The following is a 16365-nucleotide window of genomic DNA, read 5'->3' as shown; positions in this document are numbered from 1 at the left end:
CCGGGTCAGGCCACCACGGTGCCGCGGCGCGTCCGGGACGCGCCGAACCACACCGCCAGCCACACCGCGCCGACGATGGTGACAATCGGGAAGCTCGGCGGAATGTTGAACATCGCCGAGGCGGCCAGCCCGGCCCACACCCCGAACACCGACAGCCCGGCGGAGACCGCCATCGCCGCCGGCGGGCGGGCGGTCAGCATGATCGCGGTGGCCGCCGGGGTGACCACCAGGGCGAACAGCAGCAGGGTGCCGACGGCCTGCACCGCCATGGTGACCGCCACCCCCAGCAACGCCATGAACACCACCGAAAGCACCCGCACCGGCACACCCTTGGCCTCGGCCACCGCCGGGTTGACCGACGCGAACAGCAGCGGCCGGTACACCGCGGCGACCACCACGGCCAGCAGCGCGACCCCGATGCCGAACCCGATCAGCTGGTCGTCGGTGACCGCCAGCAGGTTGCCGAACAGCACGTTGGTGACCGTCGAACTGCTGGTGGTGGCCAGCGAGTTGAAGAACATGCCCAGGCCGGTCGCGACGGCCAGCACCGTCCCGGTGGCCACCTCGCGCTCGTCGGCGCGGTTGCCCAGCGCCCCGATCACCAGCGCGCCGCCGACGCAGAACACCGCCAGCCCGGCCCCGACCGGCAGCCCGAGCAGCACCGCGCCGGTCGCCCCGGGGAAACCGATGTGCGCCAGCGCGTGCGCGGCGAAGGCACTGCTGCGCACCACGATGAAGTAGCCGATCAGCCCGGCCGCCAGCGCCACCAGGGTGCCGCCGAGCAGCGCGTTGCGCATGAACGGCGAGGTGAGGATCTCCCACCAGTTCTGCTGGTAGCCCAGCGCCAGCACGGTCGTGGTCATCTAGCGGCTCCGCATGTACAGCTCGCCCTGCGGGGTGTGCACGACCTGCACCGAGGTGCCGTAGAGGTGGCTGAGCAGTTCCTCGTCGACCACCTGATCCAGCGCCGCGAAGTGGGCGTGCCCGTCGAGCAGGTAGATGGCGCTGTCAAGCACCCCGAGCAGCGGGTTGAGGTCGTGGGCCACCACCAGCACGGTGACGGCGAACTCCTCGCGGACCCGGTCCAGCAGCGCGATGATCTCGCGCTGGTTGCGCAGGTCGATGGCGGCCAGCGGCTCGTCGAGCACCAGCAGCCGGGGCCGCGACACCAGCGCCTCGGCGATCGCCACCCGCTGACGCTGCCCGCCGGAGAGCTGGGACAGCCGGCTGCCGGCCAGGTCGGCGGCCCCGACCGCCTCCAGCACCCGGTCCACCCGGTCGCGCTGGGCGGCGGTCGGGAAGCCGAAGCCCCACCGGTTGCCGACCAGGCCCAGCAGCACCGCGTCGCGGGCCCGGATCGCGTTGCCCGCCTCGGCGGCGTAGTGCTGTGGCACATAGCCGATTTCGTTCTGCACCCGGGCGGTGCCGGGCGCCCGGCCGAGCACCCGGACGGTGCCGCTGGCCGCGGGCAGCAGCCCGAGCACCACCTGCAGCAGCGTGGTCTTGCCCGAGCCGTTGGAGCCGATCACCGCGGTGATGCCGCCGGCCGGCACCGTGAAGGTGCCCTCCGACCAGATCAGCCGGCCGCCCCGCACCACCGACACGTCGTGGAACTCCAGGGCCGGTGCCCCGGCGGTGTCCTGGTCGTCGCGGGGGTGGCTAAACCGCGACACCCAGCACCTCGCCGACCGCGCGCAGCTGGCCCAGCTGCCAGTCCAGGAACGAACCGGTGCCCGGCGGAATGGTCTCGGTCACCTCGACCACCGGCACGCCCGCCGCGCGGGCCGCGTCGCGCAGCTGCGCGGGCAGCGCACCCTGGGTCTGGGTGTTGAAGATCAGCAGGTCGACGCCGCGGTCGGACAGCAGCCGCAGGAACGCCGACAGGTCCGCGGGCGCCGGGTCGCTGTCGCGGGCGGCCGCCGCCCGGTAGCCGGCCGGGGTCCGGTCAACCAGGCCGAGCTGCTCGGCCATCGGGTCGAACACCGGCTCGGTCGCGGCGTAGCTGCGCCCGGGGGCGCCGGCCTTGATCTTCGCGATCGCCGCGGTGTACGGGGTCAGCTGCTGGGCAAAGACGCCGTGGCGCTCGGCGAAGTAGTCGGCGGCACCGGGCGCCAGTTCGGCCAGCCGGGCGGTGACGGCGTCGGCGACCCGGGTCACCGCGGTCGGGTCGTACCAGACGTGCGGGTTGCCGTCCTGCGCCACCGCGCTGATCACCGGGGCGCCGGGCGCCGAGGTCGCGGCCAGCTTGGCCGCCCACTCGTCGTAGTTGCCGCCGTTGAGCACGACCAGTTGCGCGCCGGACATCCGGACCGCGTCGGCCGGCGGCGGTTCGAAGTCGTGCGGGTCGGCCGCGGAGCCGGCCAGCAGGGTGGTCACCGTCGCGCACGAGCCGCCGAGCCGGGCCACGATGTCGCCCCACTGATCGAGGCTGACGACGACGGCCACCGGGTCGGTGGGGCAGTCGCCCCGGCCGGCCGGCGCGGGCCCGTCGTCGGTGGTGCAGGCCGTCAGGGCGGCGGGCAGCGTCAGCGCCGCCGCCAGCGCGGCCAGCCGAAGTCTCGTCCCGAACGCCACGGCGGTAACGATAACCGTTTTCAGTTACCGGCGCACCTTGGGTTCGCCGCGGCGACCGGCCTACCCTGAGCGGATGGGCGAGGCGAAGTTCACCGTGGATCTCAACGCCGACATCGGCGAGGGCTTCGGGATCTGGCGGATCGGCGACGACGAGGCCATGATCGGGATGATCACCAGCGCGAACCTGGCCTGCGGCTTCCACGCCGGCGACCCCGCCGGCCTGCTGGAGGTCTGCCGGATGGCCGCCGAGGCCGGCGCCCACATCGGCGCCCAGGTCAGCTACCGCGACCTGCACGGCTTCGGCCGGCGGTTCATCGACGTCACCTTCGAGGACCTGTTCGCCGACGTGATCTACCAGATCGGCGCGCTGCAGGCGGTCGCCGAGGTCGCCGGGACCCGGGTCAGCTACGTCAAACCCCATGGCGCGCTGTACAACTCGGTGGCCACCCACCCGGTTCAGGCCCGCGCGGTGACCGCGGCGGTGCACGCCGTCAACCCCGAGCTGCCGCTGCTCGGCCAGCCCGGCTCCGAACTGTTCCGGCAGGCCTCGATGGTCGGGCTGCGCACCGTGGCCGAGGTGTTCGCCGACCGGGCCTACCACCCGGACGGCACCCTGGTGTCCCGCCGGGAGGCCGGGGCGGTGCTGCACGATCCCGCCGCGATCGCCGAGCGCGCGGTGCGAATGGTCAAGGACGGCGTCGTGGCGGCCGTCGACGGTTCGGTGGTGCCGGTGCACGTGCAGTCGATCTGCGTGCACGGCGACTCCCCCGGCGCCCCGCACATCGCCGCGGCGGTGTGGGAACAGCTGCGCCAGCACGACATCGACCTGCAGCCGTTCACGTGAGGCGACCGGGCCGCCCGAAGCTCGCCGAGCACGCCGGGCGCTTCACGGTGGCCGCCGCCGGCGCCGACGCCGCCCCGGCGATCAGCTGGCTGGGGGGTGTCCACCCTGCTGCTCGACGACGGCAACACCCCGATCATGACCGACGGGTTCTTCAGCCGGCCCGGGCTGACCCGGCTGGCCCTGGGCAAGATCGCCCCGTCCCGGCCCCGGGTGCAGGGCTGCCTGACCCGCGCCGGGGTGCAGCACCTGGCCGCGGTGCTGCCGGTGCACACCCACTACGACCACGCGCTGGACAGCGCGCTGGTCGCCGAGCTGACCGGCGCGCCGCTGATCGGCGGGCAGTCGACGGCCTTCATCGGCCGCGGCCACGGCCTGCCGGAGGACCGGATCGTCGTCGTCGACCCGGGCTCGGCGGTGCCGATCGGCAATTTCGAGGTCACCCTGATCGAATCGGGGCACTGCCCGCCCGATCGCTTCCCCGGCCCGGTCACCGCGCCGGTGCGTCCCCCGGCGCGGGTCTCGGCCTACCGCTGCGGCGAGGCCTGGGCGACGCTGGTGCGGCACACCCCGACCGGGCGGCGGCTGCTGATCCAGGGCAGCGCCGGGTTCCGCCCGGGCGCACTGGCCGGGCAGCGCGCCGAGGTCGCCTACCTCGGGCTGGGCCAGCTGGGCCGGCAACCCGAGTCCTACCTGCGCGACTACTGGGCCGAGACGGTGCGCACCGTCGGGGCGCACACCGTCGTCGGGATCCACTGGGACGACTTCTTCCGGCCGCTGCACCTGCCGCTGCGCGCGCTGCCGTACGCGGCCGACGACCTGAACGTCACGCTGCGGGTGCTCGGCGAGCTGGCCGACGCCGACGGCGTCGCGCTGCGGTTGCCGACGGTGTGGCGCCGCGAGGACCCCTGGGCCCCGGCGCCGCGGTAAGCCCGGCGGGCCGGGCTCAGCGCCGGCGCTGCCGGGCGATCTCGGCCAGCACCACGCCGGCGGCCACCGACGCGTTCAGCGACTCGGTCGGCCCGGCCATCGGGATGGACACGACGGCATCGCAGTTCTGCCGGACCAGCCGGGACAGCCCCTTGCCCTCGGAACCGACCACCACCACGATCGGGCCGGAGGCGTCGAGTTCGTCGAGCCCGGTGTCGCCCTCGGCATCCAGGCCGACGATCTGCAGCCCGGCGTCGGCCCAGTCCTTGAGGGTGCGGTTCAGGTTGGTCGCCCGGCCGACCGGCAGCCGGGCCGCCGCGCCCGCCGAGGTCCGCCAGGCCACCGCGGTGACCGAGGCCGACCGGCGCTGCGGGATCAGCACCCCGTGCCCACCGAACGCGGCCGTCGACCGGACGATCGCGCCGAGGTTGCGCGGGTCGGAGATGTTGTCCAGGGCCACCAGCAGCGGCGGGGTGATGTCCCCACGGGCCTCGGCCAGCAGATCGTCGGGGTGCGCGTACTGGTACGGCGGCACCTGCAGCGCGATGCCCTGGTGCAGCCCGTTGGTGCTCATCCGGTCCAGGTCGTGGCGGGCCACCTCCAGGATCGCGATGCCGGTGTCGGCGGCCCGGGCCACCGACTCGGTGACCCGCTCGTCGGTGTCGATGCCGATCGCCACGTACAGCGCGGTGGCCGGCACCCCGGCCCGCAGGCACTCCAGCACCGGGTTGCGGCCCAGCACGGTCTCGGTCTCGTCGGTCTTGCGGTGCCTGCCCTGCTGCGAGCGGGCGGCCTGCTTGGCCCGCTTGTGCGCGGGATGGTTGGGCCGCTGGTGCGCGGGCGGGGTGGCGCCGCGGCCCTCCAGGCCGCGCCTGCGCACACCGCCGGACCCGACCACCGGCCCCTTCTTGCTGCCCGCCTTGCGGATCGCGCCGCGGCGCTGCGAGTTTCCGGCCATCAGCTGACTACCTCCGCGTTCGGGACACCGGAACCCAATTCCCACTGCGGGCCGTCGGCGGTGTCGGTGACCTCGACGCCCGCGGCGGCCAGCCGGTTCCGGATCTGGTCGGCGGCCGCCCAATCCCGCCGGTCGCGGGCCTGCGCGCGGTCCTCCAGCGCCCAGTTGACCAGGTGGTCCAGCGCCGACATCGCGGCGACGGTCTCGTCGCGCAGCTCCCAGCGCTCGTCCAGCGGATCGCAGCCCAGGATGCCCATCATCGCCCGGATCGCGCCGGCCTGGGCCATCGCGCCGTCGTGGTCGCCGGCGTCCAGCGCCCGGTTGCCGTCGGCGCGGGCGGCGTGCACCTCGGCCAGCGCCATCGGCACCGACAGGTCGTCGTCGAGCGCGGCGGCGAACCGCGGCGTCCACTGCCCGACCGGCACCGCGCCGACCCGGGTGCGGACCCGGTGCAGGAAGTCCTCCAGCCCGGAGTAGGCCCGGGCGGCGTCCTGCAGGGCGACCTCGGTGAACTCCAGCATGGACCGGTAGTGCGCGCTGCCCAGGTAGTAGCGCAGCTCGGCGGGCCGGACCCGGGCCAGCACCGCCGGGATGGACAGCACGTTGCCCAGCGACTTGCTCATCTTCTCGCCGCCCATGGTGACCCAGCCGTTGTGCAGCCAGTACCGGGCGAAGCCGTCGCCGGCCGCGACGGCCTGGGCGATCTCGTTCTCGTGGTGCGGGAACACCAGGTCCATGCCGCCGCAGTGGATGTCGAAGCTCGACCCGAGGTATTCGTGCGCCATCGCCACGCACTCGGAGTGCCAGCCCGGCCTGCCCCGGCCCCACGGCGTCGGCCAGGACGGCTCGCCGGGCTTGGCGCCCTTCCACAGCGTGAAGTCACGCTGATCGCGTTTGCCGGTGGCCACGCCCTCGCCCTGGTGCACGTCGTCGACCCGGTGACCGCTCAGCGCGCCGTACTCGGGGTAGCTGAGCACGTCGAAGTAGACGTCGCCGGCGCCGGTGTAGGCGTGCCCGGTGTCGATCAGCCGCTCGATCAGCTCGACGATCGCGGTGATGTGGCCGGTGGCCCGCGGCTCGGCCGATGGCGGCAGCACCCCGAGCGCGTCGTAGGCGGCGGTGAAGGCCCGCTCGTGGGTGGCCGCCCACTCCCACCACGGCCGGCCGGCGTCGGCGGCCTTGGTCAGGATCTTGTCGTCGATGTCGGTGACGTTGCGGATGAACGCGACGTCGTAGCCCTTGGCCAGCAGCCAGCGCCGCAGCACGTCGAAGGCCACCCCGCTGCGGACGTGGCCGATGTGCGGCAGGCCCTGCACGGTGGCCCCGCACAGGTAGATCGACGCCTGGCCGGGCCGGACGGGGACGAAGTCGCGCACGGCACCGGTCATGGTGTCGTGCAGTCTCAGGCCCTCAGCCCGGGCGCCGCTGTCGGTCACGACGGGCCAGCTTACCGGGTTGTTCGGCTCACGAGGCCGTGACCACCAGCGCCGTCGCGACGGCGGCCAGGCCCTCGCCGCGCCCGGTCAGCCCCAAACCGTCGGTGGTGGTGGCCGACACCGACACCGGCGCGCCGAGCAGATCGCTGAGCAGCCGCTGCGCCGCATCGCGCACCGGGCCGATCTTGGGCCGGTTGGCGATCACCTGCACGGCCACGTTGCCGATGCTGAATCCAGCCTCGGCCAGCAGCCCGCGGACGTGGCTGAGCATGGCCGCGCCGGTCACCCCGGCCCACCGCGGGTCGCCGACCCCGAAGACCCCGCCGATGTCGCCGAGGCCGGCGGCCGACAGCAGCGCATCGCAGATGGCGTGCGCGGCGACGTCGCCGTCGGAGTGCCCCGAGCAGCCGTCCACCCCGGGAAACTCCAGGCCGAGCAGCCAGCAGGGCCGGCCCGGTTCGATCGGGTGCACGTCGGTGCCGAGCCCGACCCGCGGCAGCGCGGTCATTCCACCGGGCCGCCGCGCAGCACCGCGCGGGCCGTCAGCAGGTCCAGCGGGGTGGTGATCTTGAAGGCCAGCGGGTCACCGGGCACGGTCTGCACCGGGGTGCCGATGTGCTCGACCAGCCCGGCGTCGTCGCTGAACACCGCGGTCCCGGCCCGCTGGTAGGCGCGGCGCAGCACCTCGACGGTGAAGCCCTGCGGGGTTTGCACGGCGCGCAGGCCGGCCCGTTCGGGGGTACCCAGCACCTGACCGTTGGCGTCGACGGCCTTGATGGTGTCGACCAGGCCGAGCACCGGGATGACCGCGGCGTGCCCGGCGCGCAGGCCCTCGACCACCCGGACGATCACCTCCGGCGGCGTCAGCGGCCGGGCGGCGTCGTGCACCAGGACGAAGTCGGCGTCGCCGATGGCGTCCAGGGCGTTGTGCACCGAGTCGGTGCGCTCGAATCCGCCGGCGACCGCGGTCACCGGCAGCTCGGAGTCGCCGAGAACCAGATCGGCTTCCTCGAAGCGGGCCGGCGGTACCGCGACGACGGCCCCGTCGACCACCCCGGAGGCGGCCAGCCCGGCCAGCGCGCGCTGCACCAGGGTGCGGCCCTCAAGCCGGGCGAAGGCCTTCGGGACACCGGCACCCAACCGGGTGCCGGATCCCGCGGCCGGAACGATTGCAATCGTGCGGGCCATGATGCTGCCTACGACGCGGCGGCCAGCACCTCATCGAGGATGATCTCGGCCTTCGCATTGTCGGTGTTCTCGGCCAGCGCCAGCTCGCCGACCAGGATCTGCCGGGCCTTGGCCAGCATCCGCTTCTCGCCGGCGGACAGGCCGCGCTCCTGGTCCCGACGCCACAGGTCGCGGACCACCTCGGCCACCTTGTTCACATCGCCGGAGGCCAGCTTCTCCAGGTTCGCCTTGTAGCGGCGCGACCAGTTGGTGGGCTCCTCGGTGTGCGGGGCGCGCAGCACCTGGAAGACCTTGTCCAGGCCCTCCTGGCCGACGACATCGCGGACACCGACGTATTCGGCATTGTCGGCGGGCACTCGAACCGTCAGGTCACCCTGAGCAACCTTCAGAACGAGATACTCTTTCGCCTCGCCCTTGATGGTTCGGGTTTCGATCGCTTCGATCAACGCGGCACCGTGGTGTGGATAGACGACGGTGTCTCCGACCTTGAAAATCATCAGTTTCGAGCCCCTTTCACGTCTCTAAGATACCACGTCCGGAAACCGCGCGCCGAACAACGGTGCAGGTCAGGGGCACGACGGCGTTACGGTGGGGGTTGACAGGGCAATTCGAACATGCATCCCGCGGTGCCGCGCGGGCCCGCAACACGCCGTTATGGCGGGCGCCACATCCGGGCGCAAAGGTCGCCCGGACCGCAGCCGCCGGTGGCCGAACCGCGGCCCCGATGCTTCCACCCGCGCAACCCACCCACTACGCTTCGACCTACTGTCCGTGAGCAGGAGGCATTCCGTGATCCGTATTGGTACCCGCCGGGCCATCGCCATTCGCACCGGACTGGCCGTCGCCGCATTGACCAGCGCCACCGTTCTGGCGGGCTGCAGCGCGGGCCAGGTGTCCCAGGTCGCCACCCAGGCTCCGGCCGTCAACGGCACCGAGGCCAGCGTCGGCACCGATCCGCAGATCGTGCTGCGCAACCTGCACCTGCAGGTCGAGCAGACCGGCGACGAGGTCAAGCCCGGCGCGAGCGTCGCGCTGATGTTCACCGCCATCAACGAGGCGATCACCGGCGAGGATTCGCTGGTCGCCATCACCTCCCCGGTCGGCGAGGTCAGCGTCACCAGCCCGGCGCTGCCGATCAAGATCGGCCCCAGCGAATCCCTGATGGTCGGCGACCCGCACGGCGCCACCGAGCTGGGCAAGGTCGAGGGCCTGAAGAAGGCCGAGGCCCAGGTCAAGCTGAGCAAGCCGATCTCCAACGGGCTGACCTACGACTTCACCTTCACCTTTGACAAGGGCGGCGACGTCACCGTCGCGGTGCCGATCTCGGCGGGCAACGCCCCGCGTCAGCCCTGAACTGTCGGCACGCACGGCTAGCCTCACCGGGTGGCCAAGACCCGCTCTCAGTACCGCTGCTCGCAATGTGACCACGTCACCGCCAAGTGGGTCGGTCGCTGCCCGGAGTGCGGCACCTGGGGCACCGTCGACGAGGTAGCCACCCTCACCGCGCTCGGTGGGCGGGCCCGACGGCCGGTCGCGCCGTCCTCGGCCGCCCAGCCGATCAGCGCCATCGACCCGGAGACCACCCGGCACGCCCCCAGCGGCATCGACGAACTGGACCGGGTGCTCGGCGGCGGCATCGTGCCGGGCTCGGTCACCCTGCTGGCCGGGGAGCCCGGCGTCGGCAAATCCACCCTGCTGCTGGAGGTGGTGCACCGCTGGGCGCTGGCCGGGCACCGCGCGCTGTACGTGTCCGGGGAGGAGTCGGCCGGCCAGATCCGGATGCGCGCCGAACGCACCGGCTGCACCCACGACAACGTCTACCTGGCCGCCGAATCCGATCTGGACACCGTGCTGGGCCACATCGAGACGGTCCGGCCCAGCCTGGTCATCATCGACTCGGTGCAGACCCTGTCCAGCACCGACACCGACGGGGTCACCGGCGGGGTCACCCAGGTCCGTTCGGTGATCACCGCGCTGACCGGCTACGCCAAATCCGCGCCGGCGCCCGGGGTGGCGCTGCTGGTGGTCGGTCACGTCACCAAGGACGGCGCGATCGCCGGGCCCCGCTCACTGGAGCACCTGGTCGACGTGGTGCTGCACTTCGAGGGTGACCGCAACACCGCGCTTCGGCTGGTCCGCGGGGTGAAGAACCGGTTCGGCGCCTCCGACGAGGTCGGCTGTTTCCTGTTGCGCGACAACGGAATCGAGGGCGTGGCCGATCCGTCCGGACTGTTCCTGGACCAGCGGGCGGCCCCGGTGCCGGGCACCGCGGTCACCGTCACCCTGGACGGCAAGCGGCCGATGATCGGCGAGGTGCAGGCCCTCGTCGGGGCCGCCGAGGTGCCCTCCCCGCGGCGCGCGGTCAGCGGCATCGACCAGTCCCGCGCCGCGATGATCACCGCGGTGCTGCAGGCGCACTCCGGGCTGGACCTGGCCCGCCACGACGTCTACCTGTCCACCGTCGGGGGGATGCGGCTGACCGACCCGTCCTCGGACCTGGCCATCGCGCTGGCGGTGACCACCTCCTACGCCGGGCTGTGCCTGCCCACCTCGACGATCGCCATCGGCGAGGTCGGGCTGGCCGGCGACCTGCGCCGGGTCACCGGGATGGACCGCAGGCTGGCCGAGGCCGCCCGGCTGGGCTTCCGCACCGCGCTGGTGCCGGCGGGCACCGGGAAGGCGCCCCGGGGGCTGCGACTGCTGCAGTCGGCCACCCTGGCCGAGGCGATCCGGCAGATGCTCGACATCGCCGCGGCGCCGTCGGAGCCGGTGCCGCAGATCAGCCCGCCGCCGCGGCCCAACCTGCGGGTCGTCGACCCGCGCGGTGCGGCAGAATGACCGGTTGTGAGCAGTAACAAGCCCGCGCTGCGCCCCACCCTGACCCGGCTGGCGCCCGGCACCCCGCTGCGCGACGGTCTGGAGCGGATCCTGCGCGGACGCACCGGCGCGCTGATCGTGCTGGGTTATGACGAGCGGGTCGAGGCGGTCTGCGACGGCGGCTTCGCCCTGGACGTCCGGTTCGCCCCGACCCGGCTGCGGGAGCTGTCCAAGATGGACGGCGCGGTGGTGCTCTCCGACGACGGCGACCGGATCGTGCGGGCCAACGTGCAGCTGGTGCCGGATCCGTCGATCCCCACCGAGGAGTCCGGCACCCGGCACCGCTCGGCCGAGCGCACCGCGGTGCAGACCGGCTGCCCGGTCATCTCGGTGAGCCACTCGATGAACATGGTCACCGTCTACGTCGCCGGGGAACGCCACGTGCTGGCCGATTCGGCGACCATCCTGAACCGGGCCAACCAGGCGATCGCCACCCTAGAGCGCTACAAGACCCGGCTCGATGAGGTCAGCCGCGAGCTGTCCGCCGGGGAGATCGAGGACTTCGTCACGCTGCGCGAGGTGATGACGGTGGTGCAGCGCCTGGAGATGGTGCGCCGGATCGGCGCCGAGATCGACAATGACGTCGTCGAGCTGGGCACCGACGGCCGACAGCTGCGGCTGCAGCTGGAAGAGCTGCTCGGCGGCAACGACACCGACCGGGAACTGATCGTGCGGGACTATCACGCCCACCCGCAGGCGCCGTCGAAGACGCAGGTCGCCGCGACGCTGGAGGAGCTCGACACGCTCTCGGACACCGACCTGCTGGACTTCACCGCGCTGGCCCGGGTGTTCGGCTACCCGCCGACGGTGGAGGCCCAGGATTCCGCGGTCAGCCCGCGCGGCTACCGGGCGATGGCCGCCATCCCGCGGCTGCAGTTCGCCCACGTCGACCTGCTGGTGCGCACCTTCGGCTCGCTGCAGGGGCTGCTGGCGGCCAGCGCCACCGACCTGCAGTCGGTCGACGGGATCGGCGCGATGTGGGCCCGGCACGTCCGGGAGGGACTGTCCCAGCTGGCCGAGTCGACGATCGCCGACCGGCTGGCCTGAGCCGCTACTGACCGGGCCCGGGAGCCGGTTCCGGCGCGGGCTCGGCGGGCGGCTCGGGGGCGGGCTCGCTCTCGGGTCCGGGCGGCACCGGCTCGCCTGCGCCGCCGTGCGCGGCGTCGGTCAGCACGAACGGCACCGGCGCGGATTTCAGGTTGCCCAGTTGCACGACCAGGTTGTAGGTGCCCGGGCCGATCGGCTGCCGCGGCAGCGGGCAGTCCGGCGCCGAGTTCATCCCGGTCCAGGTCACCTCGGTGGTGACCTGCTTGCCCGGCTCGATGGTCTGCACCAGCGTCTCGTTGGACGGCGCGCAGTCCAGGTTCGACCACAGCCGCTTGTTCTCCAGGCTGTAGACGTAGGCGGACAGCACCGCGGCGCCGACGTCGCGCTTGCAGGCGACGGTGCCGATGTTGGTGACCACCATGGTGAACTTCGGCTGATCGCCGACCACGTAGCGCGGCTCGTTGGTGATGCCCTTGACCGCCAGGGTGGAATCGGTGCAGTCGTCGCCGGCCTTGAGCACCGGTGGGGGTTCGACGGCCTTGGTCGGGGTCGGCTTGGGCTCCGGGCCCTCCGCCGCGGGCGGCAGCACCGGGCTCTTGGTCTCCTCGGGGGCCTGCGAGGTCTCGGTGCCCGCGGTGTTTGCCGATTCGTCGGACGAACCGCCGCGGCTCAGCGCGAACACGATGATCAGGATGACGACGAGTACCGCCGCGGCGACCCCGATCGCCAGCGCGCGGCGCCGCCGGTAGATCTCCGGCGGGAGCGGCCCACGGCTTTCCATCTCCATCACATACCCACATCCATCACGCATCCACGGTAATGGCCGGTCAGCGCTTCAACATCGACCCGTCTCGGCGTGTCGCCCGCCCGAACGGCTAGCCCTGGTCGACGTCGCCGATGTCGCCGAGGTGCCCGCGCAGCGAGGCGCGGCCGTCGGCCAGGTGGTAGGTGACCCCGACGATCGCCAGGGTGCCGGCCTCCACGCCCTCGCTGATCGCGGCGGAGCGGGCGACCAGCTGGGCACCGGTCTCCAGCACGTGCCGGGCCTCGAACTCGTCGACGGTCTTGAGCCCGTCGCGCCGGCCCAGCAGCACCGAGGAGGTGACCCGCTCGACCACGTCGCGGATGTAGCCCGGCGGCACCTCCCCACCGTCGAGCACGTCGAGGGCGGCGCTGACCGCACCGCAGCTGTCGTGGCCGAGCACCACGATCAGCGGCACCCGCAGGATGGTCACCGCGTACTCGATGGAACCGAGCACCGCGGAATCCAGCACGTGCCCGGCGGTGCGGACCACGAACATGTCGCCGAGGCCCTGATCGAAGATGATCTCCGCGGCCACCCGGGAGTCCCCGCAGCCGAACACCACCGCGGTCGGTCGCTGGGTGGCGGCCAGGCTGGCGCGGTGATCGATGCTCTGGCTGGGGTGGTCGGGCTTACCGGCGACGAAGCGCTGGTTACCCTCCCGGAGTGCCTTCCACGCGGAGATCGGATTCGAATTGGGCATGGTTGACATAGTGCACCCCCGTTCCGCGGGCCGCGCACTCGAGGCGGCCGAACTGTTGGCCTGGTTCGACGAGCACGCCCGTGAGCTGCCCTGGCGCGCGCCCGGGGTGAGCGCGTGGCAGATCCTGGTCAGCGAGTTCATGCTGCAGCAGACCCCGGTCGCCCGGGTGCTGCCGATCTGGCTGGACTGGGTGGCGCGCTGGCCCACCCCGTCGGCGACGGCGGCGGCCGGACCCGGCGAGGTGCTGCGGGCCTGGGGCAAGCTGGGCTACCCGCGCCGGGCCAAGTGGCTGCACGACTGCGCGGTGCGGATCGCCGCCGAGCACGACGACACGGTGCCCGACGACGTCGAGACGCTGCTCGGGTTGCCCGGCGTCGGCAGCTACACCGCGCGGGCGGTGGCCTGCTTCGCCTACCGCAGGCCGGTGCCCGTCGTCGACACCAATGTCCGCCGGGTGGTGGCCCGGGCGGTCGACGGGGTGGCCGAGCCGGGCTCGCCCGCCCCGGTGCGCGACGAGGCCGCGGTGGCCGCGCTGCTGCCCGCCGACGACGTCGCACCCCGGTTCTCCGCGGCGCTGATGGAGCTCGGCGCGCTGGTGTGCACGGCCCGGGCGCCGCGCTGCGGGGTGTGCCCGCTGTCGTCGTGCCGGTGGCGCGAGGCCGGTTATCCGGCGTCGACGGCCCCGGCCCGGCGGACCCAGCGCTACGCGGGCACCGACCGGCAGGTCCGCGGCCGGCTGCTGGATGTGCTGCGGGCGGCCACCGGCCCGGTCACCCGCGGTCAGCTCGACCTGGCCTGGACCACCGACCCCGCCCAGCGGGATCGGGCGCTGGATTCGCTGCTCGTCGACGGGCTGGTGGAGCAGACCGGCGCCGGACTGTTCGCGCTGTGCGGTGAGGGTTAGGTTGCCCGCAGGAAGTCGCTGACCGCGCTCCGGTAGGCCTCCGGCGCGTCGTCGTGAATCAGATGCCCGGCCGCGGGGATTTTGACATAGCTTGCCGCAGAACCGATTTCGGCCATCTTGCGCATCTGCCCGGGCGGCGCGACGGTGAACCCCGCCTCCAGCAGCAACGCGGGCGCGGACACCGCGCGCCACTGCGCCCAGTAGTCGCGGGTGCCCCATTCGGCGGCGATCTGCACCCAGTCGCCCGGGTAGCCGTGCAGCCGCCAGCCGGTCTCGGTGCGGTCGAAGGCCTCCAGGAAGTAGCGCCCGGCGATCGGCCCGAACTCGGCGATCAGCGCCTCGGAGTCGGTGTACTCCACCGGCAGCGCGTGCACCCACGGCTCCCACACCCCGGTGGTCTGCCCGACGAAGTCCGGTGCCATGTCCTCGAGCACCAGCGCCCGCACCAGCCCGGGGGCCTGGGCGGCCACACACCAGGAGTGCAGGGCACCCATCGAGTGCCCGACCAGGGTGACCGGCTCGCCCAGGCCGGCCGCCGCGTCGCGGAGTTCGGCGACGAACGCCTCGGTGCTGATCCGGCCGGGCCGCGCGGCGTCGCGGCCGCGGTGCCAGGGCGCGTCGTAGGTGTGCACCGCGCCGAAGTCGGTGAGCCACTCGGTCTGCCGCGACCAGGTGCTGCCGCGGCCCATCAGGCCGTGCACCAGCAGCAGCGGGCGGCCGCGCCCGCCGCGATAGGTGATCGGATCCGAAGCCATGGCAGGCGGTAGCTTACGTCCCAGGAAAAGCTCCGACCGAGCGCGGGAGGCCCACCGTGACAGCAGACCGTGCGCTGACCGGTGCGCAGCGCCGGCTGGCCCGGATGACCGGCCGCGATCCGGGCGAGCAGGGCCGGGTCTCCACCACCCTGGAGCTGCTCTTCGACCTCACCTTCGTGGTGGTGTTCTCCATCTCCGGCGTCCAGCTCGCCGAGGCGCTGGCCGAGGCGCACTACCGGCAGGCCTTCCTGGGCTTCGGGTTCTGCTCGTTCGCCGCGATCTGGGCGTGGATCAACTTCACCTGGATGGCCTCGGCATTCGACACCGACGACTGGCTGTTCCGGGTGGTCACCATGCTGCAGATGGTCGGCGTCTGCATCCTGGCGCTCGGCGTCGAGCCGTTCTTCGCCTCGATCCGGGCCGGCCAGGCGCCGGACAACTCGGTGATCGTGCTGGGCTACGTGATCATGCGGGTGGCCCTGCTCGCCCAGTGGACCCGGGTCGCGGTGTCCGCAACGCGGCACCGCCGGGCGGCGCTGACCTACATCGTGACGATCGCGCTCGCGCAGATCGGCTGGATCGTCTCCGCCCAGGTGCCGTTCTCGCTGGGCGCGCTGGTGGCATTCGGCCTGCTGCTGTACGCGGTCGAACTCGGCGGGCCGCTGCTCGCCGAGCGTGGCGAGCGCACGCCGTGGAACCCGCACCACATCGCCGAGCGGTACGGGCTGCTGACCATCATCACCCTCGGCGAGGGGGTGGTCGGCACCGTCGTGGCGCTGCAGGCGCTGGTCAAGCAGCAGGGCTGGCAGCCCGACGTCGCGGTGCTCGGGCTCGCCGCGATGGCGCTGAACCTGACGATCTGGTGGATCTACTTCTCGGTGCCGACCGGTGACGCGCTGCGCCGGGCCCCGCACAAATGCTTCCCCTGGGGCTACGGCCACATCCTGCTGTTCGTCGCGATCGCCGCGTTCGGCGCGGGCCTGCACGTCGAGGCGCTCGGCATCTCCCGCGAGGCACAGGTGAGCAACCTGGTGGTGGCCGGCTCGTTCGTGGCACCGCTGGCGTTGGTGGTCGTCGGGATCGGCGTGCTGGACGGCTACCTGACCGGCTTCGACGGCCCGCGCGCGGTGTCGGTCGGCGTCACCCTGGCGCTGCTCGGCGCCGGGCTGGTCGCGGTCGCCGCCGGCGCCACCCCGCTGACCGCGCTGGTGTGCAGCGCGATCGCGCTGGTGGTGCAGGTCGTGGTGGAGGAACGCTGGGCCGGCGGCCGGCGCCGGGAGCGGCTCGGCTGACCGGCCGGCCCGGGCCTGCCGCTATCGTGGTGGATGTTGCACCTGTCGAGCGGTAAGG

The 16365-nt window shown here is 72.9% G+C and carries 17 protein-coding genes and 1 pseudogene; 7 read left to right on the top strand and 11 right to left on the bottom strand.

What is annotated here, in order from left to right; genetic code table 11:
• Positions 1-5: 5 nt before the first annotated feature.
• From G6N10_RS16155 to G6N10_RS16145, 3 genes are read right to left on the bottom strand one after another with little or no spacing between them, the layout of a single operon-like run.
• A complete protein-coding gene (locus G6N10_RS16155; protein WP_085096713.1) occupies positions 6-863 on the bottom strand; it encodes a metal ABC transporter permease in 858 nt (285 codons plus the stop codon).
• A complete protein-coding gene (locus tag G6N10_RS16150) occupies positions 864-1673 on the bottom strand; it encodes a metal ABC transporter ATP-binding protein (protein WP_085096716.1) in 810 nt (269 codons plus the stop codon). It abuts the gene before it with no gap.
• Complete coding sequence (locus G6N10_RS16145) at positions 1660-2574, bottom strand: metal ABC transporter solute-binding protein, Zn/Mn family (RefSeq protein ID WP_407663991.1); 915 nt, start codon at positions 2572-2574, stop codon at positions 1660-1662. Before G6N10_RS16145 ends, G6N10_RS16150 begins: the two co-directional genes overlap by 14 nt.
• A 73-nt stretch (positions 2575-2647) precedes the next feature.
• Between G6N10_RS16145 and G6N10_RS16140 the strand changes: the two genes are divergently transcribed.
• Together G6N10_RS16140 and G6N10_RS16135 are read left to right on the top strand one after the other, a co-directional pair.
• Positions 2648-3418 (top strand): LamB/YcsF family protein, encoded by a 771-nt coding sequence (locus G6N10_RS16140; protein WP_085096719.1) that lies wholly within the window; start codon positions 2648-2650, stop codon positions 3416-3418.
• Positions 3415-4345: pseudogene (locus G6N10_RS16135) on the top strand (MBL fold metallo-hydrolase). The gene G6N10_RS16140 and the pseudogene G6N10_RS16135 overlap by 4 nt, the downstream one beginning before the upstream one ends.
• A gap of 16 nt (positions 4346-4361) precedes the next feature.
• Here G6N10_RS16135 and rlmB read toward each other — a convergent pair.
• From rlmB to carD, 5 genes are read right to left on the bottom strand one after another with little or no spacing between them, the layout of a single operon-like run.
• The gene (gene rlmB, locus G6N10_RS16130; protein ID WP_085096722.1) at positions 4362-5303 is read right to left on the bottom strand and encodes a 23S rRNA (guanosine(2251)-2'-O)-methyltransferase RlmB; all 942 of its coding nucleotides are present in this window, start codon (positions 5301-5303) and stop codon (positions 4362-4364) included.
• Positions 5303-6739, bottom strand: a complete 1437-nt coding sequence (gene cysS / locus G6N10_RS16125) for a cysteine--tRNA ligase (RefSeq protein WP_085096725.1) — start codon at positions 6737-6739, stop codon at positions 5303-5305. Before cysS ends, rlmB begins: the two co-directional genes overlap by 1 nt.
• A gap of 28 nt (positions 6740-6767) precedes the next feature.
• A complete protein-coding gene (gene ispF, locus G6N10_RS16120) occupies positions 6768-7247 on the bottom strand; it encodes a 2-C-methyl-D-erythritol 2,4-cyclodiphosphate synthase (protein WP_085096728.1) in 480 nt (159 codons plus the stop codon).
• On the bottom strand, positions 7244-7927 hold the full coding sequence (gene ispD / locus G6N10_RS16115; RefSeq protein WP_085096731.1) for a 2-C-methyl-D-erythritol 4-phosphate cytidylyltransferase: 684 nt from the start codon (positions 7925-7927) through the stop codon (positions 7244-7246). Before ispD ends, ispF begins: the two co-directional genes overlap by 4 nt.
• Before the next feature lie 8 nt (positions 7928-7935).
• A complete protein-coding gene (carD, locus tag G6N10_RS16110; RefSeq protein WP_085096734.1) occupies positions 7936-8424 on the bottom strand; it encodes an RNA polymerase-binding transcription factor CarD in 489 nt (162 codons plus the stop codon).
• 292 nt (positions 8425-8716) lie between these two features.
• Between carD and G6N10_RS16105 the strand changes: the two genes are divergently transcribed.
• From G6N10_RS16105 to disA, 3 genes are read left to right on the top strand one after another with little or no spacing between them, the layout of a single operon-like run.
• Positions 8717-9280 (top strand): copper chaperone PCu(A)C domain-containing protein, encoded by a 564-nt coding sequence (locus tag G6N10_RS16105; RefSeq protein ID WP_308206100.1) that lies wholly within the window; start codon positions 8717-8719, stop codon positions 9278-9280.
• Positions 9281-9310: 30 nt separating this feature from the next.
• Positions 9311-10765, top strand: coding sequence for a DNA repair protein RadA (gene radA, locus G6N10_RS16100; protein ID WP_085096737.1), 1455 nt, complete (start codon positions 9311-9313; stop codon positions 10763-10765).
• A 6-nt stretch (positions 10766-10771) separates the two neighbouring features.
• A complete protein-coding gene (gene disA, locus G6N10_RS16095; RefSeq protein WP_085096740.1) occupies positions 10772-11851 on the top strand; it encodes a DNA integrity scanning diadenylate cyclase DisA in 1080 nt (359 codons plus the stop codon).
• A 4-nt stretch (positions 11852-11855) separates the two neighbouring features.
• Here disA and G6N10_RS16090 read toward each other — a convergent pair whose 3' ends face one another.
• Both G6N10_RS16090 and G6N10_RS16085 read right to left on the bottom strand, forming a co-directional pair.
• Positions 11856-12641: a hypothetical protein gene (locus G6N10_RS16090; protein WP_179962845.1), complete on the bottom strand. Its 786-nt coding sequence runs from the start codon at positions 12639-12641 to the stop codon at positions 11856-11858.
• An 85-nt stretch (positions 12642-12726) separates the two neighbouring features.
• Positions 12727-13356 carry a carbonic anhydrase gene (locus tag G6N10_RS16085; protein WP_085096743.1) on the bottom strand — a complete coding sequence of 210 codons (630 nt, stop codon included), beginning with the start codon at positions 13354-13356 and terminating at the stop codon, positions 12727-12729.
• Here G6N10_RS16085 and G6N10_RS16080 point away from each other — a divergent pair.
• Entirely contained in the window at positions 13355-14260 is a 906-nt protein-coding gene (locus G6N10_RS16080; RefSeq protein WP_085096746.1) for an iron-sulfur binding domain-containing protein, read from the top strand. The genes G6N10_RS16085 and G6N10_RS16080 overlap by 2 nt on opposite strands.
• Here G6N10_RS16080 and G6N10_RS16075 read toward each other — a convergent pair.
• Positions 14257-15015 carry an alpha/beta fold hydrolase gene (locus G6N10_RS16075; protein ID WP_085096748.1) on the bottom strand — a complete coding sequence of 253 codons (759 nt, stop codon included), beginning with the start codon at positions 15013-15015 and terminating at the stop codon, positions 14257-14259. The genes G6N10_RS16080 and G6N10_RS16075 overlap by 4 nt on opposite strands.
• A gap of 56 nt (positions 15016-15071) precedes the next feature.
• Between G6N10_RS16075 and G6N10_RS16070 the strand changes: the two genes are divergently transcribed.
• Complete coding sequence (locus tag G6N10_RS16070) at positions 15072-16307, top strand: low temperature requirement protein A (RefSeq protein ID WP_234810572.1); 1236 nt, start codon at positions 15072-15074, stop codon at positions 16305-16307.
• Positions 16308-16365 lie beyond the last annotated feature (58 nt).

This window comes from Mycolicibacterium fallax (genome assembly GCF_010726955.1).
Taxonomy (GTDB): Bacteria; Actinomycetota; Actinomycetes; order Mycobacteriales; family Mycobacteriaceae; genus Mycobacterium; species Mycobacterium fallax.
The sequence above is the reverse complement of the archived record's forward strand: the minus strand, read 5'-3'. Positions and strand labels throughout refer to the sequence as shown.